The sequence below is a fragment of the Thalassotalea montiporae genome (assembly GCF_053485855.1).
The window spans coordinates 135,933-157,025 of record NZ_JBQRUO010000004.1 but is presented as its reverse complement, the minus strand read 5'-3'; the positions used below and the strand labels follow the sequence as shown (position 1 = coordinate 157,025).

The window sequence follows — 21,093 nt, the reverse complement described above, 5'->3', positions numbered from 1 at the left end:
GCTAATGTTGGATTCAATCGTCAAAACTAACCCCAACAAACGACCAAAAAATTTAGCGCAACTTTTAAATGAAAAGCGCGTGAATTTTTCGGTATTTGATTTTAAAAATCGCTCAGGTGCAGAGCATTATCAGTTAAGTTTACTTAATTGCTGGCTACTGCTGCTAGTTCAAACCTTAACATTAGCCTTATTCGTTACCGAGTTAACAACTTGGATGCTAGCACTTATCGCACTAAGTCTATTATGGCAAGTTGCCCGAATTAGCACAGCTAAACATCAAGCTAGTCGCCTAACTAGAGGTCAGGGTCGGCAAGGAAAAATACAAGCAACGCCACGACTGATTGTTGCATTATTTGCTTTAACTGGTGCAGGGATCATTATTCTTAACGGTCAGTCGTTGGGCTTGCTGTCAAGCATGGTGCACTTAATTTGCTTTGCTTATGCCATCAAAGCTTTTGAAATTCGCAAACGGGCTGATTTCTTTCAACTGATTCTCATTGGTCTTTTTTTACATGCATGCGCCTTAATTTTTACGCAAAACATTTGGTTCGCAGCGCTTGTTGTCATGTTAGTAACCTTAAATTTCGCCTTGTTATACCGAGTCTTTGCCAGCGCTATTGGCATCCCTATCGCTTATCGCGAAACGGGTAAGCTGCTATTGCTAAGTATTCCACTTGCCGTTGCGCTATTTGTTTTTTTCCCGCGTTTGTCACCATTTTGGCAAGTACCGCTAGCGAACACGGCTAAAACTGGGTTAGGTAGTGATGTAAGGCCTGGTGATATTGCGAAACTCGCGTTGTCAGATGAGTTGGCATTTCGTGTCCAGTTTGAAGGCGCTATACCCGCCAAAACACAAATGTATTGGCGCGCGATGACTATGCCATTTTATAACGGTCAACGATGGAGCCGAAGCCAAAATAACAAACCACCGCTTTATTTGGCTAGTGAGCCTGAATATCAGATATCTTCGGATGATCGGCGCGCTTACACTTATCAAGTGATGGCAGAGCAAAGCAATCAACATTGGCTATTTGCCCTAGATACAGCTTTGGCGCCGGGAAACGATGCTAGGCAGCTTAACGATTTTTCGCTAATTAATAATCAGCCATTAACCAAAACAAAATCTTATCAGGTAACTAGTTTTCCGAATGCGATACGTGAGCCCGAAATGTCTGAGGCATTTCAACGTTTCTATAAGCGCATACCTGATGATGCTAACCCGCAATTACAAGCGCTAGGACGCGAACTGGCAGCGCAATACCAAAATCCGCAAGCGCTTATCAATCATGTCTTAGCGCAATTTCGAGAGCAAGCGTATTTCTATACGCTAAGCCCGCCGTTACTTTCAAATAACAGCCTTGACCAGTTCTATTTTGATACCCGATCAGGTTTTTGTGAGCATTATGCGAGCAGTTTCGCCTTTTTAATGCGCTCAGCGGGTATACCAGCGAGATTGGTGACCGGATATTTAGGTGGGGAACGCAATGAACAGGGTAATTATTACGCCATTTATCAATATGATGCACACGCGTGGACAGAGGTGTGGCTTGAAGGTCGTGGCTGGGTAGCGGTTGATCCAACCTCTGCGGTAAGTCCGGATAGGGTCAGTGATAATATGGCTGACGCCCTTAGGGAACAACGAATTAATTTAGCTGGCGCATTTAGTTGGCAAGCATTTTCAAGTGCTGCGTGGTTAGCCAATATTCGCATGCAAATAGAAGCAATAGATTATCAATGGAATCGCTTGGTACTGAGTTACAGTGTGGATAAACAATCACGTTTTCTTCGCGAATTACTCGGTAGCGGCAGTTTTTGGAAGTCAACCGCCATCGTGATGAGTGTGTTTCTGCTAATGTTCTTACTGCTCTGGTTGCGGGGTGTATATCAGCAACCATCAGTTAAATTGCCTCGCTGGCAACGGCAGTTTAACAAGTTGTTAGTGAAATTAGCCGAGCAAGGTGTTGAACGAGCGCCGCATCAGGTGCCTAACAGTCTAGTACCGCTAATTGCGGCCCATCATAATGAAGCGAGTATCTTGTTCGCTAAGCTTTGTCAGTTACACGATCTTCTAAGGTATCAAACGCTGTCTCACGATGAATTTAAAACGCAGGAAAAATTGTTTATTCAGACTTGTCGCGAGTGCAATAAAACGCTTGGCTAAACGTTAAGCGCAGAGCCAAGCCTTTAAGGGTAAAGCGTTTGTTATGGCGAGTATTGATGACGGTGCGTTTGGCATTGCTTTAATAATTGTATAAATTCTTCGCCACTTCGGTCTAACGCAGACAATGGCAAATACACGTGATAGCCATACGCTTTTGCAAGTGCTTGCGTGTGGTGCATGTATAACGCAATTGGCCCTTTAAGCAAGTCGTCATGATGCTTATAAGGGGAAAAATTAATTTGTGCCTGTTCAATGGTTAACAGTGATTGTGTTATTGCCATGGTTAACAATGGACGCTGTTCATGAGGAAGCCGGCTTGCCAGTCTTGGGGTAATTGATTCAACTAAACTGTCGCAATTGCTTAGCCTGATACCTATGTAGGGTAAAATTCGGCGGTCTAAATCAACTTGCACATTAAGTTGGTCAAAACGGAGCACATCAGTCCACGGCAGTTTCCAACCACCATATTTGTGCGAAAACTTGATGCCTTGCGGCGATATTAACAGGCTGTACTCAGGTTCAAATCGCTTTGTTAAGCCAACAAATAAAGTCACTAAACTTGCCAGTAATAACAAGGTGATCACTAGCCTAAACTCACTCCAAAAGTGATGGCTAATGGCAATTGTTACAAGTAAACCTATAACCCCGAGTAGGGTTAAAAACTGCCCATGATTGTTGGCTATCGGTTTAATTTTTATTTCTGGCATAAATTGCGAATCAATTCAAAAACTAAGGATAAATTAGCAAAGCAAGTGGCGATTAGCACTTATTTTTGGCTTGTCGCCGAGTTATTTTCTGACTAACTTTAAAGGTGTAGCAGTAGTAACAGGAGCTCAGTTATGCATTTGCACACCAGTACTCATACGGACCATGATTATGCGCGGATGATTGCTTTTTTAAGTTATATCACGATTATTGGTTGGCTCGTTGCCATTGTCCTTTATGGGCAAAACAAGCAAGGTATAAACAAACGCCAATTTACCAGTTTTCATTTGCGTCAATCACTAGGGCTCATTATCACGGCAGCAGTTTTGTCGTTTATTCCTTTGATTGGTTGGATGATGAATCTAGTTGTCGCAGTATTTTGGCTGATTAGTGCTTTTTATGCGTTTAAAGGGGAATATTATCGGGTGCCTTGGCTCGGTAATGAATATCAAAATCAATTGCGCTTTATCACCTAGTATAAGCGTACAGGCTCAGCATAAATTAACGCCATTTGCTCTAGGTACATTAGTTGCCTCAGTTTAATAAAGGATTTATCAAAAATTGGGCAAACAAACATCCCTAACAAAATTAGACTAGTGTTAGCAGGTAGCGTGTGATTAAATTTAATCATCATCGGTTACCTGCGATAACACATTGATTTATATCTATCCTGCTAACAAAATGGAAAATTTGTTAGCGCTGTTTAACAAAATCCAACAAATTTCTCCGCTCTCTCTTTTTGAACAAGAGCACATCATTGTCCAAAACGCTGGTATGCAACACTGGCTTAACATGTCGATTGCCCAATCGCGTGGCATTGCTATGAATATCGAATTTGCGCTGCCTGCTCAATATTTATGGAAATTATTGAGAGAAATAGCCAGTGAAGATGAAGTACCAGAGCAATCTTTGTATTCAAGAGAAGTGCTGGTATGGCGAATCTACCAGTTGCTAAGTGACGATATCATTGCGTTAGATCCCACGTTTGAACAGGCAACACAATACTGGCAAGCAAGCAGCAATGCTAGCGAACAGCAGCAAAAACGCTATCAACTGGCGATGAAAGTTGCTGACTTATACGAGCAATACCTTATTTTTAGACCCAATTGGATAGACAATTGGAGCCAACAAAACTTTATTTTCGCTGATGAAGATAATGTTTCAGACGATACCACAAAGCAAACCTATTATTGGCAAGGGAAGCTTTGGTATTTGTTGCAACAACGTCAAGAATATAACCCTGTTGCTTTGATGTCTGCAGCAGCGCAGCGAATTGCAGAAAAGGCAGGGCAGTTGCCCAAACGCGTTTCATTTTTTGGCATTAACGCGCTACCACCAATGTGGATAAACTTTTTAGAGATGCTAGGTGAGCATATCGATATCCACTTTTTTCACCTCAACCCTTGTGCAGATTATTGGGGTGATATTCAAACAGAAAAGCAATTTGTTAAACAGTTGTTTGATGAGCGCTTAAGCCAATGGACCGATGAAGTTAAGAACCTTGCCAGTGCGGTCGGTAACCCGTTACTTGCCAACTGGGGGCAGCAAGGTCGTGAGTTTTTAGCTCAGCTGCAACAAGTTAGTACCCTCAATATTGATGTTTTTGAACAGCACAAACCAGATGAACAGTTTGTCGATAACGATAAAGGCTTGCCATTACTAACGCAGTTACAACAAGATGTGCTGAATTTAGCTGATGCAAGACAAGCACCGAGTCAATTGGTAGATGACAGTTTAACTGTGACTAGCTGTCACAGCGCGTTTCGGGAAGTGCAGGCCCTGCATGATTGGTTATTGCATCAGTTAAACCAAGACCCTTCGCTAACACCAAAAGATATTTTGGTGATGTGTCCAGAAATAGAACAATATGCACCATTTGTTCATGCGGTATTTACCCGAGGCTGGCAAGATCTTGCGGATGATGTTCCGCCACTTCCATGCTCGATAACCGATCGCAACGTGCACAATGCTGATCCGCTAATTGCTACATTTGTAGATTTACTCACGCTGCCCGATAGCCGTTTTCACGTAACCTCAATTATCGCAATGTTGCGCCTTGAAGCCGTGCAGCAACAGTTTAACTTAACCAGTGAAGACGTCGTTAAGTTGAGTGCTTGGCTAGAACATGCTGCCGTTCATTGGGGGTTATCGAAAAATCACAAAGAACAGGTGCTTGGTGCTAGTGGCTTAACCGATGCATTTACTTGGCAACAAGGCTTGAGCAAATTATTGCAAGGTTTTGCTTATGGTGATGAATTAACGGTTGCTGGCGAACAATTACTCCTGCCAGATGTTGAAGGCCAAGACGCCTTTATTCTTGGGCAGCTAATGCTATTTCTTGAGCATTTAGAAGACAGTAGTCAACAATTAAGCCAACCTAAAACACCTGAAAAATGGCAACAATATCTCACAGAGTTAGTTGCTGAACTTTATCACCCAGCAGCCGTGCAAAGCATTGATATTATTTATCAGGCACTTGGTTTACTAACTGAATACACGCACACCGCCGAATTTAACCAAACAGCTAACACTGGCAAAGGAGCCCCAGAAACACTGGATTTACTTGTTGTACGTGAATTCTTAACCGCTCACTTTTCAACGCCAGACACTGGCCGACAATTTATGATCGGGCAAGTAACGTTTTGTTCTATGTTACCTATGCGCAGTATTCCTTTTAAAATCATTGCGGTACTTGGTCTTAACGATGGCGAATATCCACGTCAGCGCCAACCACTGGCATTTGATTTAATGAATAGCACACCAGCCAAACTCGGCGATCGTTCAAGGCGTGGTGACGACAGATATTTATTTTTAGAAGCGCTAATTTCAGCCCGAGACAAGCTGTACCTCAGCTACCAAGGGCGAAGTGTACAAAATAACAAGGTGCGTGAACCTAGTATTATCTTGCAAGAGCTTTTTGACTATCTAACGGCGGGCTATGGTTGGCAATGCGATCTAAAAACCGGCAGCCATATTCGTCAAATGCCGTTGCAAGCATTTAGTTTAGATAACTATCGCGGCCCGTATCCAAGTTTCGATGCCCATTGGCTTAAATTGGGGTCAGCCAATACAACTAAAGTTGAAGATACTGTACCTTCAAGCCTTGTCGGTAAATGGGATGTTACTGGTGATAATGAAAAGAGCTTTGACAACGACGAGCAAATGCTGCAACTGTTAGAAGAGGACATTGAAATCGAATTAAACGATTTGATCCGCTTCTATCAACACCCGAGTCGTTGGTACGCGCAACGGGTATTAGGCATTTATTATGAACAAACAGAGCCAGCACCAAGTGATGTTGAGCAGTTTAGTTATGACCGTTTAGCAAGTTATCAGTTAAAACAAGCGCTATTAACGGCTAGCTTATCTGAACCTAGTCAATTAGCGAACGAGGAAAAAGCGCAAGCGTTAACTGCAACGTTAGATGATGTTAAAAAACAGGCAAGGCTCTCTGGTCGATTTGCTGACACGCCACTCACCGCCCAGTTGTTTGATAAGTGGCAAGAAGATAACGATGTGTTTAGCCAAGCAATTGTTGACGCAGAGCTTGGCGACACAGAGTTAACGACTTTTTCGTTACCGACAACAATTGATATAACACTAGGGCAATTGAAATCCCCAGAACAACATAAAGAACAAACCAAGCTAAATTGCATTATCCGCGGTAGCTTGCCTGCAAATGAACAAGTGATTGGTTTTTATCGACCATCAACAGCTAAAGCCAAAGACTTATTCAGCTTGTATTTGGCTCGACTTATTTCAACTATTGCTGCTGACAATGGGCACCTTGAATTTGAGAACAAATCCGTAATTGGGCTTTATTTTGATACTAAGCAGCAAAAAGTCAGCCAGTACCTATGCCAACATAGCCAACATAGCCAACATAGCCAACACATAAATGATGCCAAAGCACAGCTAAATAACATTGTTAACTTTTACTTGCTTGGTCAGCAAAAACCGTTGTTGATCAATGCAGATATTGCGCACAAGGCGTTCAATGCACGCAAGTTTGAACAAGTTCAACTCGAAAACTATTGGTACGATGAAAACAACATGCTCGCGCCTGGCTATGACCCGTATATGCAATTTTTCTGGCCTCAGTGCCCAGCTATTGATGACATGATGCCAATGCTCAACGCCATTTATGAGCCCATGTATCAAGTGCTATCTAAATCAAAACGATAGTGAAAATGCTCTAGTTAGCGCACAGAAATTAATGAAAAGAATTTGATGTAATGAAGCTACAACCATTATTTGCAGAGCACCTTCCGCTGTCTGGGCGACATTTAATTGAGGCCAGTGCTGGAACAGGTAAAACCTTTAACATCACGCGAATATACTTGCGGTTGTTATTGGAAAAAGGTCTAACCGTTGAACAGATTCTGGTGATGACGTTTACCAAAGATGCAACGGAAGAAATTAAAAGTCGTATAGGTCAAACGTTGCGAAATACCATTGCTAAGTGGGATGAGTTAACAGCAACAGAGCCGTTTTATCAGGAAATGGCTAAAGATTTAGACAAAACAGAAGCAATGGCAAAACTGCATCGCGCCTTATTGTTTTTAGACGATGCGGCAATTTTTACCATCCACGGTTTTTGTAAGCGGGTATTGAGCGAGTTTGCCTTTGACAGTGGTTTGTTATTTAACTTAGTGATGGAATCAAGCTGCCAAGAACAGACGTTAGAAGCGGTGCAAGATTGGTATCGTTTGATTGCGAAACAAGATCCCGATAGCTACTTAACCATCGCTGAATTTTGGCCTGAGCCTGAACAATTTATACAAGTATTTTCTGGGGCAATTGACAAGCACCATAGTATCACTACGCCATCTACGGCAGAGCTTTGCCAGCAGATAAATGCACTAGCAGTTGATGCAGCGAATTCGCTCTCAAGCCACCAATCATTTTTATTTGAGCATTTAGTCAACAATCAAAAAGGCGCAAAAAAAGAGGAGCGTATTAGCGAGTATGAACAGTTAGCTTCGTGGCTAAACAATGCAACTGCTGCTGAATTATCACAATTACTGGCAATGCCTTCAATGCCTGCAAGTTTTATTGATGGCCGCCGCTTTGGTCGTTCAAAAGCAAAAGCCGAGATTGTAAAAATCGTTTCGCCAGTTAATGAATTAAAACCAGTGATTGCTGATATAGCAGGACAAGTTAAACGAATTCAGGCTTATGAGATTATTGCACGCAGCCTTAAATCGATTGCAAATGCCGTGGCCGAGAAAAAACAGCGTCTAGGTCTATTAAGTTTTGATGATTTGATTGCTATTTTAGCCCAGCAACTATCGTCAGGTGACGCTGGTCGTATATTGGCAAATAAGCTTGCAAAGCAATATCCCGCGGCCATGGTTGATGAATTCCAAGATACCGACCCCAATCAATTCGATATTCTTACGAATATTTACCAAAACACTGACAATGCAGCCTTGTATTTAATTGGCGATCCCAAGCAAGCGATTTACGCGTTTCGAGGTGGTGACATTTTTACCTATTTATCGGCACGAGATTTTTGCCAGCACTTTTGGGTAATGGACACGAATTGGCGATCTAGCGCTGAAATGATCCAAGGTTATAACCGCTTGTTTTATGGCACGGCATTAGATCAGAGCGCAAAGCACATTTTTGGTAAAAACATCCCTTATTTTCCCGTAGCGGCTTCAAATATGGTTAAGCCAGTGGCTCTGGCGGATAATGATTTACCGCTACAGTTTGTACACTTTCCATTTGATGATGAATCCGCAACCGCTAAACCTGCCCAACGCGCTGAAATGGCCCAGTGGTTAGCGCAAAAAATTGTTTCATTGCTCAATGACAACCAACAGCAAGTATCAGCATCAGATATTGCCATTCTAGTGCGAGATGGAACAGAAGCCGCCATCGTTAAAGAAGCATTAACCGAACATCAGCTTGCCAGTGTTTATTTAAGCAACCGTAGTAATTTATGGCATAGCGAGCAAGCTCAACAGTTATTATTAGTGCTTAAAGCAGTGTTGTTTTTAGAGCAAGATCGCTACTTTAATGCCGGCTTAGCTTCGGGCTTGTTAGGACATACGCCGTCAAGTTTATTGGCGCTGTCGGCAAACGAGTTAGCATGGCAAGAAGTTAAATTTTCGTTTAAGGCTATTCGTGACGAGTGGCAGTACAAAGGCTTTATTTCTGCAGCGCTCAAACTACTTCATGAACACGTTGCAGTAAATGGCGAGCACAAAGAAAGGGCACTGACGAACTTATTACATTTGTTTGAATTACTGCAAGCAGCGAGCGCTCGTTACCATCAACCGCTGGAGTTACTTTATTGGTTTGAGCAACAAATTAGCACCGATAGCACAGAATCAGACGCTGAGCTTAGATTAGAAAGTGATGAGCAGCTAATTAAGATCGTCACCCAGCATGGTTCGAAAGGGCTTGAGTATCCTATCGTTTTTGTTCCTTTTGCTTCGCGTCATAAAAATCCGAGTAAGATTGGCAATCGCAACGTTACTGTAATTGAATATCACGATGAACAAGGGCAGCTTCACACCAGCTTATCTGCGAATAAACAGCAAGTTGCACAAATGGCAGAAGAAGCATACGCGGAATCTATTCGCTTGCTTTATGTGGCGGTAACCAGAGCCGTGCAACGTTGTTATTTACTCGTTGCCAATTTTGATAAAGTTGAAAACTCTCCGTTGGGTAAAACCTTAACTTGGTCTGCTGATGTAGTGATAAGCGGTGAACTACAACCCCTGTCTCAGCAGTACCCTAACGCCATAGGATACTGTGCCATTGAGAGTAGCGCGATTACTGATGATAAGATTGGTGAACAAAACACTGAAATCGCAGCCATAAATAATCTAGGCACTAATACTCACATTAACGCTAACGCCTCCCCCAAACTTGCTACGTTCACCAGTAAAATCGAGCGTGACTGGTGGCTAAGTTCGTTTACCGCCTTGAGTAAAAATTTACGCCATGGTGGTGTCTCCCTGCCTGATAGGGATTTAGATCAGCCAATGGCAGTTTCAGCTCCTGCCGTTAATCGCATAGGGTTTGATTTAGCCAAAGGCGCACAAACAGGTAACTTGTTACACGATTTGCTTGAACAAGGAGACTTTCAGCAAGGTGATTGGCGTAGCTTGTCTGAAGCGATGAAAATAAAATATGCTGCTTTGCTTGAGGGCTGGTCTGGCGAGGAACTTGCCGCTTGGTGTGAGCAGCTCGTCACTTATGAAATCGCTGAAGATCTAAGCTTGGCGAATATCGCTCCCAAGGCAGTATTAAAAGAGCAAGAATTTTATTTTCCGATGGAACAAGCCAGCAGTCAAAAACTCGCGGTATTGGTGTATCAGCACCGACAACGGCTACTCGCACGTTCAAACTCACAATCCAAAGCAGTCAAATTACCCGCTTATCAAGCATTGAAAGGCATGATGCACGGCTTTATTGATTTAATTTTTGAATACGAAGGTAAATATTACGTTTGTGACTATAAATCAACGCACTTAGGTGATTCATTTGAACACTACCATGGTGAGGCATTGCAGCAAAACATTGCAGACAACTATTATGATTTGCAGTATTTAATCTACTGTTTGGCGCTGCATCGTTTATTAAAAAGTCGTATTGATGATTACGATCCAGCGCAACACTTTGGCGGCGTATTTTATTTATATTTACGAGGTATGAACAACAAGCAAACAGCGGGTGAACGTACAGGTGTATTTTTTAGTGATATTAGTGGTGAGGAACTTGATGAACTCGACGCGCTATTTTCAAACCACGTATCTTTAAACCAAGTGCCTTCAAAACAAGTATCAGTAAAGAGTGTTGAGTGATGAGTGCAGAAATAGATAACAATCAAAAGCAAAGCTGTCAAAGGCAGATCCGTCAAACAAAATGCTATCGAAAGTTTTCTGAGGCAGCAGCACGTATCTCAGGTATCGCGCCAATTGATTACTTTTTTGCGAACGAACTTACCACGGCGACAGCAGCGAATGAACTGACTGCTGATGAAAAAGAGGTTTGGTATCATTTGCTAATCGCGCTTAGCGCTTCAGTGCGCGATGGTCACACTTGCTTGCCGCTAACACATGTTGCAGGTCAACAATTTGGCTTGGCTAGTGACGACAATGTAATTACTCATCATGGTTTTTCTTTTCCGAATGATAAACAACTACTCACTTTGCTCGCAAAAATTCCTTTCTTAGCGGCTTCGGAGCTAGCTGTAACTCAACCAAACATCTCAAACGCTGAAAAAGCAGAAGTAAATGTTGATGGCACGTTAGCCGTGGTATTTGAGCATAACTGTTTGTATATGCGTCGCAACTATCAATTTGAGAAAGAACTGAAACTAGCATTAGTAGAAAAAACACAGCTAACGCTCGATTACACGCAAGCGGCGATAACTGATGTTGTTGACTCGTTGTTTCCAGAAAACGAAGCTAAAGAACCTAATCAAGCTAGCCAAGCCACTGGTGCTAGGCAAGCACCAGAAGTTGACTGGCAAAAACTAGCGGTGGCAAACAGCGTTAACAAAGGACTTAGTATTATTGCCGGCGGCCCTGGTACAGGTAAAACCTATACGGTCACAAAATTGTTGGCAGCGCTATCAATGCTTAGCCAATCGCGATTAGACATTGCACTAGTCGCACCAACAGGTAAAGCGGCGCAGCGATTATCTGAATCGATTCAAAATGCCGTAACCGGTTTTCGAGGCGTTATCGCAGACAATGTGCTTGATGTTATTCCAAGCAAAGCACAAACACTGCACCGTTTGTTAGGGGTGATCCCAAATCAAGTGAATTTTCGAAAAGGAAGCGACAACCCCTTAGATTACGACGTTATTATTATTGATGAAGTCTCAATGGTGGATTTGCCGCTTATGGCTAGGCTATTTCGGGCAATCCCCGCTAAGTGTCAAGTGATAATGCTAGGCGACGCCGACCAATTGCCTTCTGTTGCACTTGGCTCGGTATTAGCTGATATTGCGGTTAGGCCTCATCTTGGCTATAGCAAAGCAAACCTTAACTACCTAGCAAAAGTATGCCAACTATCGAGTGAACAAGCTAAGCAATTACCAAAAGCAAAAAAACAGGTTGCTGATCATTTATCAATGTTGCTTAAGAGCCGTCGATTTGACGGTGAAGGCGCCATCGGTAACATTGCAATGGCAACAATTGCGGGTGAAGCGCTGCAAAGTTGGCAGTATATTAGTGTTAACAGCACAAGTCGTGACGATATTACGTTATTGCCACCTGTGATGACTCAATGGCTCAATCAGTATGTTAAACGCTACTATCAGCCAGTATTGGAAGCTGAAAACATTACACAAGCATTTGAGCGAATGAGTCAGTTTCGTATTTTGTGTGCCACAAGAGTTGGAAACGACGGTGTTGAGGCAATTAATCAGCAAATAATCTCGCTGTTAAAAGGCAATTACCAGCAAGATAAGTTGTTTCATGGCTTACCTATTATGATCAATGAAAACCATTACGGACTTGGACTTTACAATGGTGATATAGGTATTATTTGGAAAAATGCGCAGGGGCATTTAGTGGCGTATTTCGAGGATACTGCGATAAACGAAGGAGGCGTTTCTTCGAACAACCGAACGCCCGGTTTCAAAACCATTATTCCGTCACGTTTACCGAGTTTTGAACCTGTCTTTGCCATGACCATTCATAAAACACAGGGCAGTGAATTTGAACATGTTGTAATGGTTCTGCCCAATAAAGCTGATAATCAGCTACTGACGCGTGAGCTAATTTATACTGGCGTTACCCGCGCAAAGAAAAAGTTAAGTTTAAGTTGTAGCGAGCCAGTTTGGTATCGAGGTGTTGATGCTAAAGTTGAGCGCTACTCTAATCTTTCAATCTGACAATACACGTCAACACAAATTTGGTTTGATTATTGAACTATTTATGTAGATTTATTTATTGAGAATTATTTATTAAGCACTATGAAAATCCAATCTGTAAACAAAACTGATTACCGTAAAAAGCTAAATCAATTCACCATCGCTTTTGTTATTGCGTTTGCCTTATTGGCACTTACTTTTGGTAGCCTATTTATCGCGTTATTCGCGGCGCCAATCGTTGACCCTGAAACGCAAAGCAATTTTCGTTACAACTTAGGAGGCGTTATCCTAGCGCTTGTCACAATGGCGATGATAATCAACAGTGTAAAAAAGCATGAGTTTTTAAAAGATATTTACTATGTTTGGCAACTCAAACAAGTGCACAACGCTATCTATCGCAAACTTGCTAAAATCAAAGCGGCACAAGCAGAAGGTGACGAAAATACACTTGTTATACTCGCATTTTATTATCAAACACTTAAGCAAGTTTACGAACTTGACGACAATACGTTAACGATTAACAACGTAAATTTAGAAATTGATAAATTGAAGCAGAAGTTAGGCGATGAAACGTATGAACAGCATGTTCATCAGTTCGAAAAAAGCATGCTAAATGCTTATTAAGTAAAACTGCATTCAAGTTGCCGAATTTTGAATAAGAATAACAAGGAGGTTTAATATGCTAGAAACAACAACTTTAACGTCTAAAAGCGTAATACTTGCGCCGCTTGGTGTTGAACATAAAGATGCGTTACTGGACGCAGCGTCAGATGGTAATCTATGGGAGCTTTGGTTTACTTCGGTACCAAACAAAGCAACCATTAATAACTATATTGAACAAGCACTCGCTCAACAGGGAAAAGGACTTTCGCTGCCTTTTGTCGTCATCGAAAAACACACTCAAAAAATTATTGGCACAACACGGTTTTGTAATGCAGATAAGGTTAACCGACGACTTGAAATTGGCTTCACTTGGTATGCAAAAAGCTATCAACGCACCTCAGTAAACACTGAGTGTAAACTGTTGTTGCTAACTCATGCGTTTGAGCATTTAAATGTGATAGCCGTTGAATTTAGAACTCATTGGCATAACCTAAAGTCGCGCAACGCGATTGCGCGCTTGGGAGCAAAGCAAGATGGGGTGCTACGAAACCACCAAAAGATGGCCGATGGCTCCTATCGTGACACAGTTGTTTTCTCTATTACTAATACAGAGTGGCTAGCCGTTAAAAACAACCTTATGTTAAAGCTGAATAATTAACCTCAGTTCTGAATAACCTCAGCGCTGAACAACCAATGTGCTTCTAGCGGCTATTTTTGACCAGAAACTAAGATTAAATAAGGGAAAAACACAGTAAGAGTTAACTTTGTTAACACTACCATTTTCCGCGCATTTTAAACGGTTTTTCACTGCTCGGGTTCATTTGGTTGTAGGTTTTTATTCGCTGGTTTTTGCCTGCAATGATCTTAATTTGGTACCAAGACTCTCTGGCAAGCACAAACGCTTTGCTATGCCACCACGCGTTTTTGTATAGCTTCTTAACTGCAGCAACCGCATCGGGCGATTGCTGACTAATTTCTCTAGCGAGTGTCATCGCAGCTTCAAACGGCACGTCACTGACTTTAGTGATCAAGTTCAGTTTTTGTGCTTGCTTAGCGGTAATTTCTCGCCCCGTCATTGCCAGTAATTTAGCTTTATCGGTTGGTAGGTGCTCTTTTAGCGCAAGCGTACCTCCCATATCAGGAACCAAGCCCCAACGAGCTTCCATAACCGATAAAATAGCTTCTGGGTGTGCAATTCTAAAGTCTCCACCTAGCGCAATTTGTAAACCACCGCCCCATACTCTACCGTGCAATACCATAATGACGGGTACAGTGATTTCTTGCCAACCCGTTGATACGTATTGTGCAAGATTAGCGCTACCTGGGCGCCACTTAAACAACAAGGTCACAAAGTTTTTGGCTGTGCTCATCACCGACTTAACATCAAGCCCTGTGCAGAAATCAACACCTTCGCCTTGCACAATAACCGCTCGAATCGCTAAGTTTTTCTTGAGTGTTTTTATTGTTGTGCGAATCGCCTTGAACATTTCAACGTTTAAAGCGTTGTGTTTGTCTGGGCGGTTCAACGTCACAATCGCGATATTTTCTTCAATACGGGTGGTAACAAGTTGCTGATTCATAAGGCTGTTTTAATTGTTGTTAAGTTAAAGATGACTTGTTTTGTTTTATTTAAAGATCGAAATCATCAGGTAAGACCACTCAACATTAACTAAATCATGTCGCTAAGTAAATCATGCGATAAGTTAAATATAATTTAACCGTAGAATACCGGAGCTTGTGAAGTTAGATTATTAGGTGTAAAACCTGATAACTAACGTACCCACTGTGAAGATGCATTATTTAGGAATGATTATGCAAACGAATAGGCGAGCTAATAAACCAGTTAATCAAAGAATAACAGCTAATACTTGCGCTAGCACTGCCAATAAGAATAACGCCTCAAACCCATATGGCAGGTTAGCTAAATGCTTTCTTTTAGCCGCAAGCTTGAGCGCGGTGCCAACAACTCATGCCTACGAAGAAAAACCGATAGCAATTGCCATTCACGGTGGTGCGGGCACCATCGACAAGTCAAAAATGACACCACAAAAGCGCGCTCTATATGATGCTGCTCTATCCGCTGCTGTTAACAAAGGCTACGAATTATTAGCACAAGGTAAAACAAGCCAGCAAGCCGTTATTGCTGCCATTCAAATTCTTGAAGACTCGCCTTTGTTCAACGCTGGTAAAGGGGCGGTTTACACGTTTGATGAAACGCACGAACTTGACGCATCTATTATGCATGGCAGAACTCTTAATGCTGGCGCGGTTGCTGGTGTGAAAACGGTGAAAAGTCCAATAGCGTTGGCACAAGCAGTAATGGAAAAGTCTGTTCACGTTATGCTGTCAGGAGAAGGGGCTGAGCAATTTGCTAAATCACAGAACCTAATGATGGTTGAAAACAGTTATTTCGACACAGAGCACAGATACAAAGCGTTGATTAGGGCGAAACAAAAGTTAGCGGAAAAAGAGCAAGAGCTTAAAGACTTTCATGCAGCTCACCACGTATTAGATGCTGAGTATAAATTTGGTACTGTCGGTGCTGTCGCTTTGGATAAGTATGGTGATTTGGTTGCTGGCACTAGTACTGGCGGTATGACTGCTAAACGCTACGGTAGAGTGGGTGATGCGCCAATTATTGGTGCTGGCACTTATGCCAACAATGCTAGCTGCGCCGTATCAGCAACCGGTCACGGTGAATATTTTATTCGATATCACGTTGCCGCTGATATATGCGCGCGCATGCAATATCAAGGGGTAAGCCTTAAACAAGCCTCAGATACCGTGGTTAATAAAGTGTTGGTAGAGGCGGGTGGTGATGGTGGTGTTATTGCGATTGATCGCAATGGTAATATTGCTATGCCGTTTAATAGTAAAGGTATGTACCGAGCAAGTCGTAAGCATGGCGAGCAAGCAAAAGTCGCTATTTTTAAAGATGAATAAAAATCTTCTGATAATGGTATGAAATCTTGAGTTTTTATGTCTAAAGTTAAAGTGAAACTAGGAAGTAATTACGCAAAGAAGGTCAGTTATGGAATCAGTACAAATAAAAGAATATATGAACCATTACCCCGTGACATTCACTCCAGATATGGTGATCGAAGAAGCATCGTTTAGGTTGTTGAAAACCAAACAGCTTGGTGGGCCTGTAGTTGATGAGACTAAAAAGTTAATCGGTTATTTATCTGAAAGCGACTTGCTCAAAAATATGCTGGCGTCGAGCTATCATCGAGAACATATTGCCAACGTTTCTGATATCATGCAATGTGATGTGCTATCGGTAAAACCTTATGGCAGTGTGGTCGAACTTGCTCAGCAAATGCTTGATGACAAGCCTAAAATTTACCCCGTAGTTGACGACGACGGCATTTTGCTCGGTACGATAAGCCGTAATGATGTATTACAGGCAGTAGATCGCCATCTTAGGGTTATCTACGCTGCCAGTTAACGGCACAAACAGCAAAGAAATAGAGATAATTCAAAAAGCTATTTGAAAAACAAAACGTTAGTTAAATCATATAAGCGGGAACCTAGTTCCCGTTTTTTATGCCATGTACTAATTTTGTTTCTGTTTCAGGTTACTAAAGCAATTTAGCGCATACTTTGGTACTATCGCTTCCCAGTAAACAATTCGATATAAAACGCGCCGAACGCTATTGACTAATTTAACTTAGTGTTAGTCTAAAGTGGCCAACTAAACGCTAAGAACATACTTAGCTTTGCACAACAAATATAATTCAAACTCAGCAATTCAGATTAATGACCAGCAATAATCACTCGACGCCCAGTCAATCATCACCGAATCAAAAATCACCTAATCAATCAACGTCTCAACTGCACAGTCAGCTACTGACTCAACTTGACCTTGTAAAACTTGCCGACAAAGGCAGACTAAAAAAACGAATTTTTGGTACCAAGAAAATCAAAGATGTGAGTAAACGAGAAAAAGCGCTAGAAAAAATCTCGCATGCAATTGAAAAATCGATTGCTAGTAAGCAAAACAAAATAGCGAACAGGCCAAAGATTAGTTATGCCCAAGGCTTACCTGTTTCTGAGTCCGTTGATGAAATTGCAGAAGCAATTGAATACAATCAAGTGGTTATTATTGCCGGTGAAACCGGTTCAGGTAAAACTACTCAAATCCCCAAAATATGTATGGCCTTAGGTCGAGGTGTCGAAGGCATTATTGGCCACACCCAACCACGTCGAATTGCGGCTAGAACCGTGGCAAGTCGAATTGCGGAAGAGGTTGGCTCTGAGCTTGGCAAAGCCATCGGTTATAAGGTGAGATTTAACGATCAAGTCAGTGACGATAGTTACGTTAAGCTGATGACTGATGGCATTTTACTTGCCGAAATGCAGCAAGATCGCTTATTGCGCCAGTACGATACGATCATTATCGATGAAGCACACGAGCGAAGCCTAAATATTGATTTTATTCTGGGCTATCTAAAGCAAATATTGCCTAAGCGCCCTGATCTTAAAGTGATCATTACCTCAGCTACCATAGATCCTGAGCGTTTTTCTAAACACTTTAATAATGCTCCCATTATTAGTGTATCTGGTCGTACTTACCCAGTAGAAATGCGCTACAGACCGCTTGTAAGGGGTGATGAGTCAATTGATGTGATTTCAGGCATTATCGATGCCGTTGATGAAGTCTCAACATTGAGCAACGGTGACATACTCATCTTTCTCAATGGCGAACGAGAAATACGCGATACTGCCGCTGCGCTAGAAAAACAAAATTATCGCAATACCAACGTACTGCCACTTTATGCGCGATTAACGGTAGCAGAGCAAAACAAAATATTTCAATCCCATGCCGGACGAAATATTGTGTTAGCGACTAACGTTGCTGAAACCAGCTTAACTGTACCGGGCATAAAGTATGTGATTGACCCAGGTACAGCCCGTATTTCTCGATATAGCTATCGAACCAAAGTTCAGCGATTACCGATTGAGCCGATATCGCAGGCCAGTGCAAATCAGCGCGCTGGTCGTTGTGGTCGTGTATCGGCAGGTGTTTGTATACGCCTTTATTCAGAAGACGATTTCCTTTCAAGGGATGAATTCACTGATCCAGAAATACTGCGTACAAACCTAGCAATGGTTATTTTACAAATGTTGTCGCTTGATTTAGGTGATATTCAAGACTTCCCATTTGTACAAGCACCTGACAATCGCAATATCAATGACGGTGTGCGTTTGTTAGAGGAGTTAGCGGCTATTTCACCCGCGCCCAAAGGAGCTAGTCAACGCAAGTTAACCAAAACGGGGCAACAACTAGCACGTTTCCCTATCGATCCGCGTTTGGCAAAAATGGTGCTTACCGGTATTGAACTTGGCTGTTTAGAGCAAGTGTTTGTTATTGTTAGTGCACTGAGTATTCAAGACCCGCGCGAACGTCCTCATGAGAAACAGCAAGCTGCTGACGAAAAGCACAGCCGTTTTAAAGACAAACAATCTGATTATAAATCTTTATTAAATTTATGGCGTTATGTACAAGCGCAGCAGCAAGCACTATCAAATAACCAGTTTCGTAAACTGTGTCAGAAAGAATACCTTTCCTATATTCGTATTCGCGAGTGGCAAGACATTATAGCTCAGCTAAAACAAACAATTGCTGAAATGAATGTATCGCTGAGCCGCATTGATGAAGAAGACGAGAGCCAAATGGCGATAGTCCATCAAGCGCTGCTTTCTGGGCTGTTAAGCCATATTGGCCAGTTAGACGAAAATCGTGAATTTAAAGGGGCACGAGGCAGTAAGTTTTATATATTCCCGGGCTCGCCACTTGCGAAAAAACCACCTAAATGGCTAATGGCAGCAGAGCTAGTCGAAACCAGTCGTTTATTTGGTCGCATGGTGGCGAAAATTGACCCGACTTGGCTTGAATCTATGGCTGACCACTTGATTAAGCGCAGTTATAGCGAACCACACTGGGAGAAAAAACAAGGGGCTGTCATGGCCTATGAGCAAGTATCACTTTATGGTTTGGTCATCGTGCCAAAACGCAAAGTGGTGTTCAACCAAATAGAGCCCGACACTTGCCATGAAATTTTTATTCGCGAAGCGTTAGTTAATGGTGATAGCACCATCAAAGCGAAGTTCTTAGCGGCTAACCAAAAGCTGGTTGAAGAAATTGAAACGCTCGAGCAAAAAGCCCGCACCAAAGGCTTTCTGATTGACGAGCAACTCATGTTTGAATTCTACCAAGCGCGTATTCCACAAGAGGTTATTTGTCAGCGTAGTTTCTTGTCTTGGTGGAAAAAAGCGGAACGTGATAACGCCAAACTATTGAACTTTACCAAAGCATTTTTATTGCAAGAAGACGAAAGTAAAGTTTCTAAAACCCAGTACCCTGATGTTTGGCAGCAAAACAACCTGATCATGCCGCTCACTTACCATTTTTCGCCGGGCGAAGAAGACGATGGTATTTCGGTGCATATTCCGATTGGTATTCTAAATCAGGTTCAAGCGGTCGGGTTTGATTGGTTAATTCCGGCGCTGCGTGAAGAGCTGGCAATTGCGATGATCAAGGCGTTACCTAAAACGCTAAGACGAAACTTTGTACCTGCGCCCAATTACGCACAAGCAAGTTTGGCGAATATGGATGCCAATATGCCGAAAAATCAGTTGAGTTTCGCTGATTCATTAGCGAAACAATTGCTGCGTATGACCGGCGTGCGTCTACCTGAAGATGTTTGGGAACAAGTTCAACTGCCTACGCATTTAACTATGAACTTTAAAGTGGTTAGCGATAAAGGCAAGTTGATTAAGCAGGGGCGTGACTTGGTAGAGTTACAACAAGCACTGCAAGGAAAAGTTAAATCAACAATAAAACAAGTTGCAGAGAAGGGAATTGAGCAGGCTAACTTAACGGAATGGGATTTTGGCGATCTACCGACGGGTTATGAAAAGAAAATGGCGAATATTACTGTTAAAGCCTTTCCCGCACTCGTGGATAAGAAATCTTCCGTTGCCATTGAGTTATTCGAACAACAAAGTACTGCCGAACAAGCCATGTTGTTAGGGGTGACTCGATTGGTATTAATCAACATACCGTCGCCGATAAAATATTTGCAAGAAAAGCTGCCAAACAAAGCCAAACTTGGACTGTACTTCAATCCATTTGGTTCAATTGCCGATTTACTGCAAGATTGTATTCAAGCAACAGCAGGGTATTTGATTAAGCAGCATAAGATCCCTCGCTCACAACAACAATTTAATGAACTACGTGATATTGTTCGCGCAGAAATTGCTGATCATGTGTTAACTGCCGCTATTAAATTAGAGCGCGCGCTGAATCTGCATCACGACATACGAAAGAAGCTCAAGGGCTCAGTGCCACTTAACATGATACAAAACCATGGCGATGTGAAAGATCAGTTGGATAAGCTTATTTTTAAAGGCTTTGTGACTACATCTGGCATTGATAAGTTGGACGATTTAATACGCTATTTGAATGGCATATTGCGTCGCATGGAAAAAATGCCTATCGACCCTAATCAAGATCGACTAAAAATGTTGGAAGTTGAAAAGGTTAGTAAGGCGTTGGAAGCGCTGATAGCTAAGCAACGTAAAGACCAACCGCTTGCTCCAAGCTTTATCGAATGTCGTTGGATGATTGAAGAATTACGGGTAAGTTTGTTTGCGCAGAACCTAGGAACGGCTTACCCAATCTCGGTGAAACGAATAGAAAATCACCTCAAATCAATAGAATCTGACAATAGCTAAATTGACAGCTATTATCATTAACAAGTATAACTAAACTGCAACT

At 42.1% G+C, this 21,093-nt stretch carries 12 protein-coding genes; 10 read left to right on the top strand and 2 right to left on the bottom strand.

Annotation, left to right across the window (positions count from 1 at the left end; genetic code table 11):
* Positions 1-4: 4 nt before the first annotated feature.
* Entirely contained in the window at positions 5-2,161 is a 2,157-nt protein-coding gene (locus ACSLUR_RS13500; protein WP_448555367.1) for a transglutaminase TgpA family protein, read from the top strand.
* Between the two features lie 41 nt (positions 2,162-2,202).
* Here the strand turns inward: ACSLUR_RS13500 and ACSLUR_RS13495 are convergent, their stop codons facing one another.
* Positions 2,203-2,868 (bottom strand): DUF2982 domain-containing protein, encoded by a 666-nt coding sequence (locus ACSLUR_RS13495; RefSeq protein ID WP_448555365.1) that lies wholly within the window; start codon positions 2,866-2,868, stop codon positions 2,203-2,205.
* Between the two features lie 132 nt (positions 2,869-3,000).
* Here ACSLUR_RS13495 and ACSLUR_RS13490 point away from each other — a divergent pair, with 132 nt between their 5' ends.
* The 6 genes from ACSLUR_RS13490 to ACSLUR_RS13465 all read left to right on the top strand — a co-directional run bounded on the left by ACSLUR_RS13490 (position 3,001) and on the right by ACSLUR_RS13465 (position 13,968).
* Positions 3,001-3,342 carry a DUF4870 domain-containing protein gene (locus ACSLUR_RS13490; RefSeq protein ID WP_448555363.1) on the top strand — a complete coding sequence of 114 codons (342 nt, stop codon included), beginning with the start codon at positions 3,001-3,003 and terminating at the stop codon, positions 3,340-3,342.
* A gap of 178 nt (positions 3,343-3,520) precedes the next feature.
* Positions 3,521-7,051, top strand: coding sequence for an exodeoxyribonuclease V subunit gamma (gene recC / locus ACSLUR_RS13485; RefSeq protein WP_448555361.1), 3,531 nt, complete (start codon positions 3,521-3,523; stop codon positions 7,049-7,051).
* Positions 7,052-7,101: 50 nt separating this feature from the next.
* Complete coding sequence (recB, locus tag ACSLUR_RS13480; protein ID WP_448555359.1) at positions 7,102-10,686, top strand: exodeoxyribonuclease V subunit beta; 3,585 nt, start codon at positions 7,102-7,104, stop codon at positions 10,684-10,686.
* Positions 10,686-12,728: an exodeoxyribonuclease V subunit alpha gene (gene recD / locus ACSLUR_RS13475; protein ID WP_448555357.1), complete on the top strand. Its 2,043-nt coding sequence runs from the start codon at positions 10,686-10,688 to the stop codon at positions 12,726-12,728. The genes recB and recD overlap by 1 nt, the downstream gene beginning before the upstream one ends.
* An 81-nt stretch (positions 12,729-12,809) precedes the next feature.
* Entirely contained in the window at positions 12,810-13,331 is a 522-nt protein-coding gene (locus tag ACSLUR_RS13470; RefSeq protein WP_448555355.1) for a DUF3087 family protein, read from the top strand.
* 55 nt (positions 13,332-13,386) lie between these two features.
* Complete coding sequence (locus ACSLUR_RS13465; RefSeq protein ID WP_448555353.1) at positions 13,387-13,968, top strand: GNAT family N-acetyltransferase; 582 nt, start codon at positions 13,387-13,389, stop codon at positions 13,966-13,968.
* A 115-nt stretch (positions 13,969-14,083) separates the two neighbouring features.
* Here ACSLUR_RS13465 and ACSLUR_RS13460 read toward each other — a convergent pair whose 3' ends face one another.
* On the bottom strand, positions 14,084-14,890 hold the full coding sequence (locus tag ACSLUR_RS13460; protein ID WP_448555351.1) for a crotonase/enoyl-CoA hydratase family protein: 807 nt from the start codon (positions 14,888-14,890) through the stop codon (positions 14,084-14,086).
* A 232-nt stretch (positions 14,891-15,122) separates the two neighbouring features.
* Here ACSLUR_RS13460 and ACSLUR_RS13455 point away from each other — a divergent pair, with 232 nt between their 5' ends.
* The 3 genes from ACSLUR_RS13455 (at position 15,123) to hrpA (ending at position 21,050) form a co-directional block, all read left to right on the top strand.
* Positions 15,123-16,253: an isoaspartyl peptidase/L-asparaginase family protein gene (locus tag ACSLUR_RS13455; RefSeq protein WP_448555349.1), complete on the top strand. Its 1,131-nt coding sequence runs from the start codon at positions 15,123-15,125 to the stop codon at positions 16,251-16,253.
* Between the two features lie 88 nt (positions 16,254-16,341).
* Positions 16,342-16,758: a CBS domain-containing protein gene (locus ACSLUR_RS13450; RefSeq protein WP_448555347.1), complete on the top strand. Its 417-nt coding sequence runs from the start codon at positions 16,342-16,344 to the stop codon at positions 16,756-16,758.
* A 311-nt stretch (positions 16,759-17,069) separates the two neighbouring features.
* Positions 17,070-21,050, top strand: a complete 3,981-nt coding sequence (gene hrpA, locus ACSLUR_RS13445; protein WP_448555345.1) for an ATP-dependent RNA helicase HrpA — start codon at positions 17,070-17,072, stop codon at positions 21,048-21,050.
* Positions 21,051-21,093: the final 43 nt, after the last annotated feature.

Excerpts from the sequence above, each read along its gene's own strand:
- ACSLUR_RS13465 (WP_448555353.1), top strand. The coding sequence starts at position 13,387 with ATGCTAGAAACAACAACTTTAACGTCTAAAAGCGTAATACTTGCGCCG.
- recD (WP_448555357.1), top strand. The coding sequence starts at position 10,686 with ATGAGTGCAGAAATAGATAACAATCAAAAGCAAAGCTGTCAAAGGCAG.
- ACSLUR_RS13455 (WP_448555349.1), top strand. The coding sequence starts at position 15,123 with ATGCAAACGAATAGGCGAGCTAATAAACCAGTTAATCAAAGAATAACA.
- ACSLUR_RS13460 (WP_448555351.1), bottom strand. The coding sequence starts at position 14,890 with ATGAATCAGCAACTTGTTACCACCCGTATTGAAGAAAATATCGCGATT.
- ACSLUR_RS13470 (WP_448555355.1), top strand. The coding sequence starts at position 12,810 with ATGAAAATCCAATCTGTAAACAAAACTGATTACCGTAAAAAGCTAAAT.
- recB (WP_448555359.1), top strand. The coding sequence starts at position 7,102 with ATGAAGCTACAACCATTATTTGCAGAGCACCTTCCGCTGTCTGGGCGA.
- hrpA (WP_448555345.1), top strand. The coding sequence starts at position 17,070 with ATGACCAGCAATAATCACTCGACGCCCAGTCAATCATCACCGAATCAA.
- ACSLUR_RS13490 (WP_448555363.1), top strand. The coding sequence starts at position 3,001 with ATGCATTTGCACACCAGTACTCATACGGACCATGATTATGCGCGGATG.
- ACSLUR_RS13495 (WP_448555365.1), bottom strand. The coding sequence starts at position 2,868 with ATGCCAGAAATAAAAATTAAACCGATAGCCAACAATCATGGGCAGTTT.
- ACSLUR_RS13450 (WP_448555347.1), top strand. The coding sequence starts at position 16,342 with ATGGAATCAGTACAAATAAAAGAATATATGAACCATTACCCCGTGACA.
- ACSLUR_RS13500 (WP_448555367.1), top strand. The coding sequence starts at position 5 with ATGTTGGATTCAATCGTCAAAACTAACCCCAACAAACGACCAAAAAAT.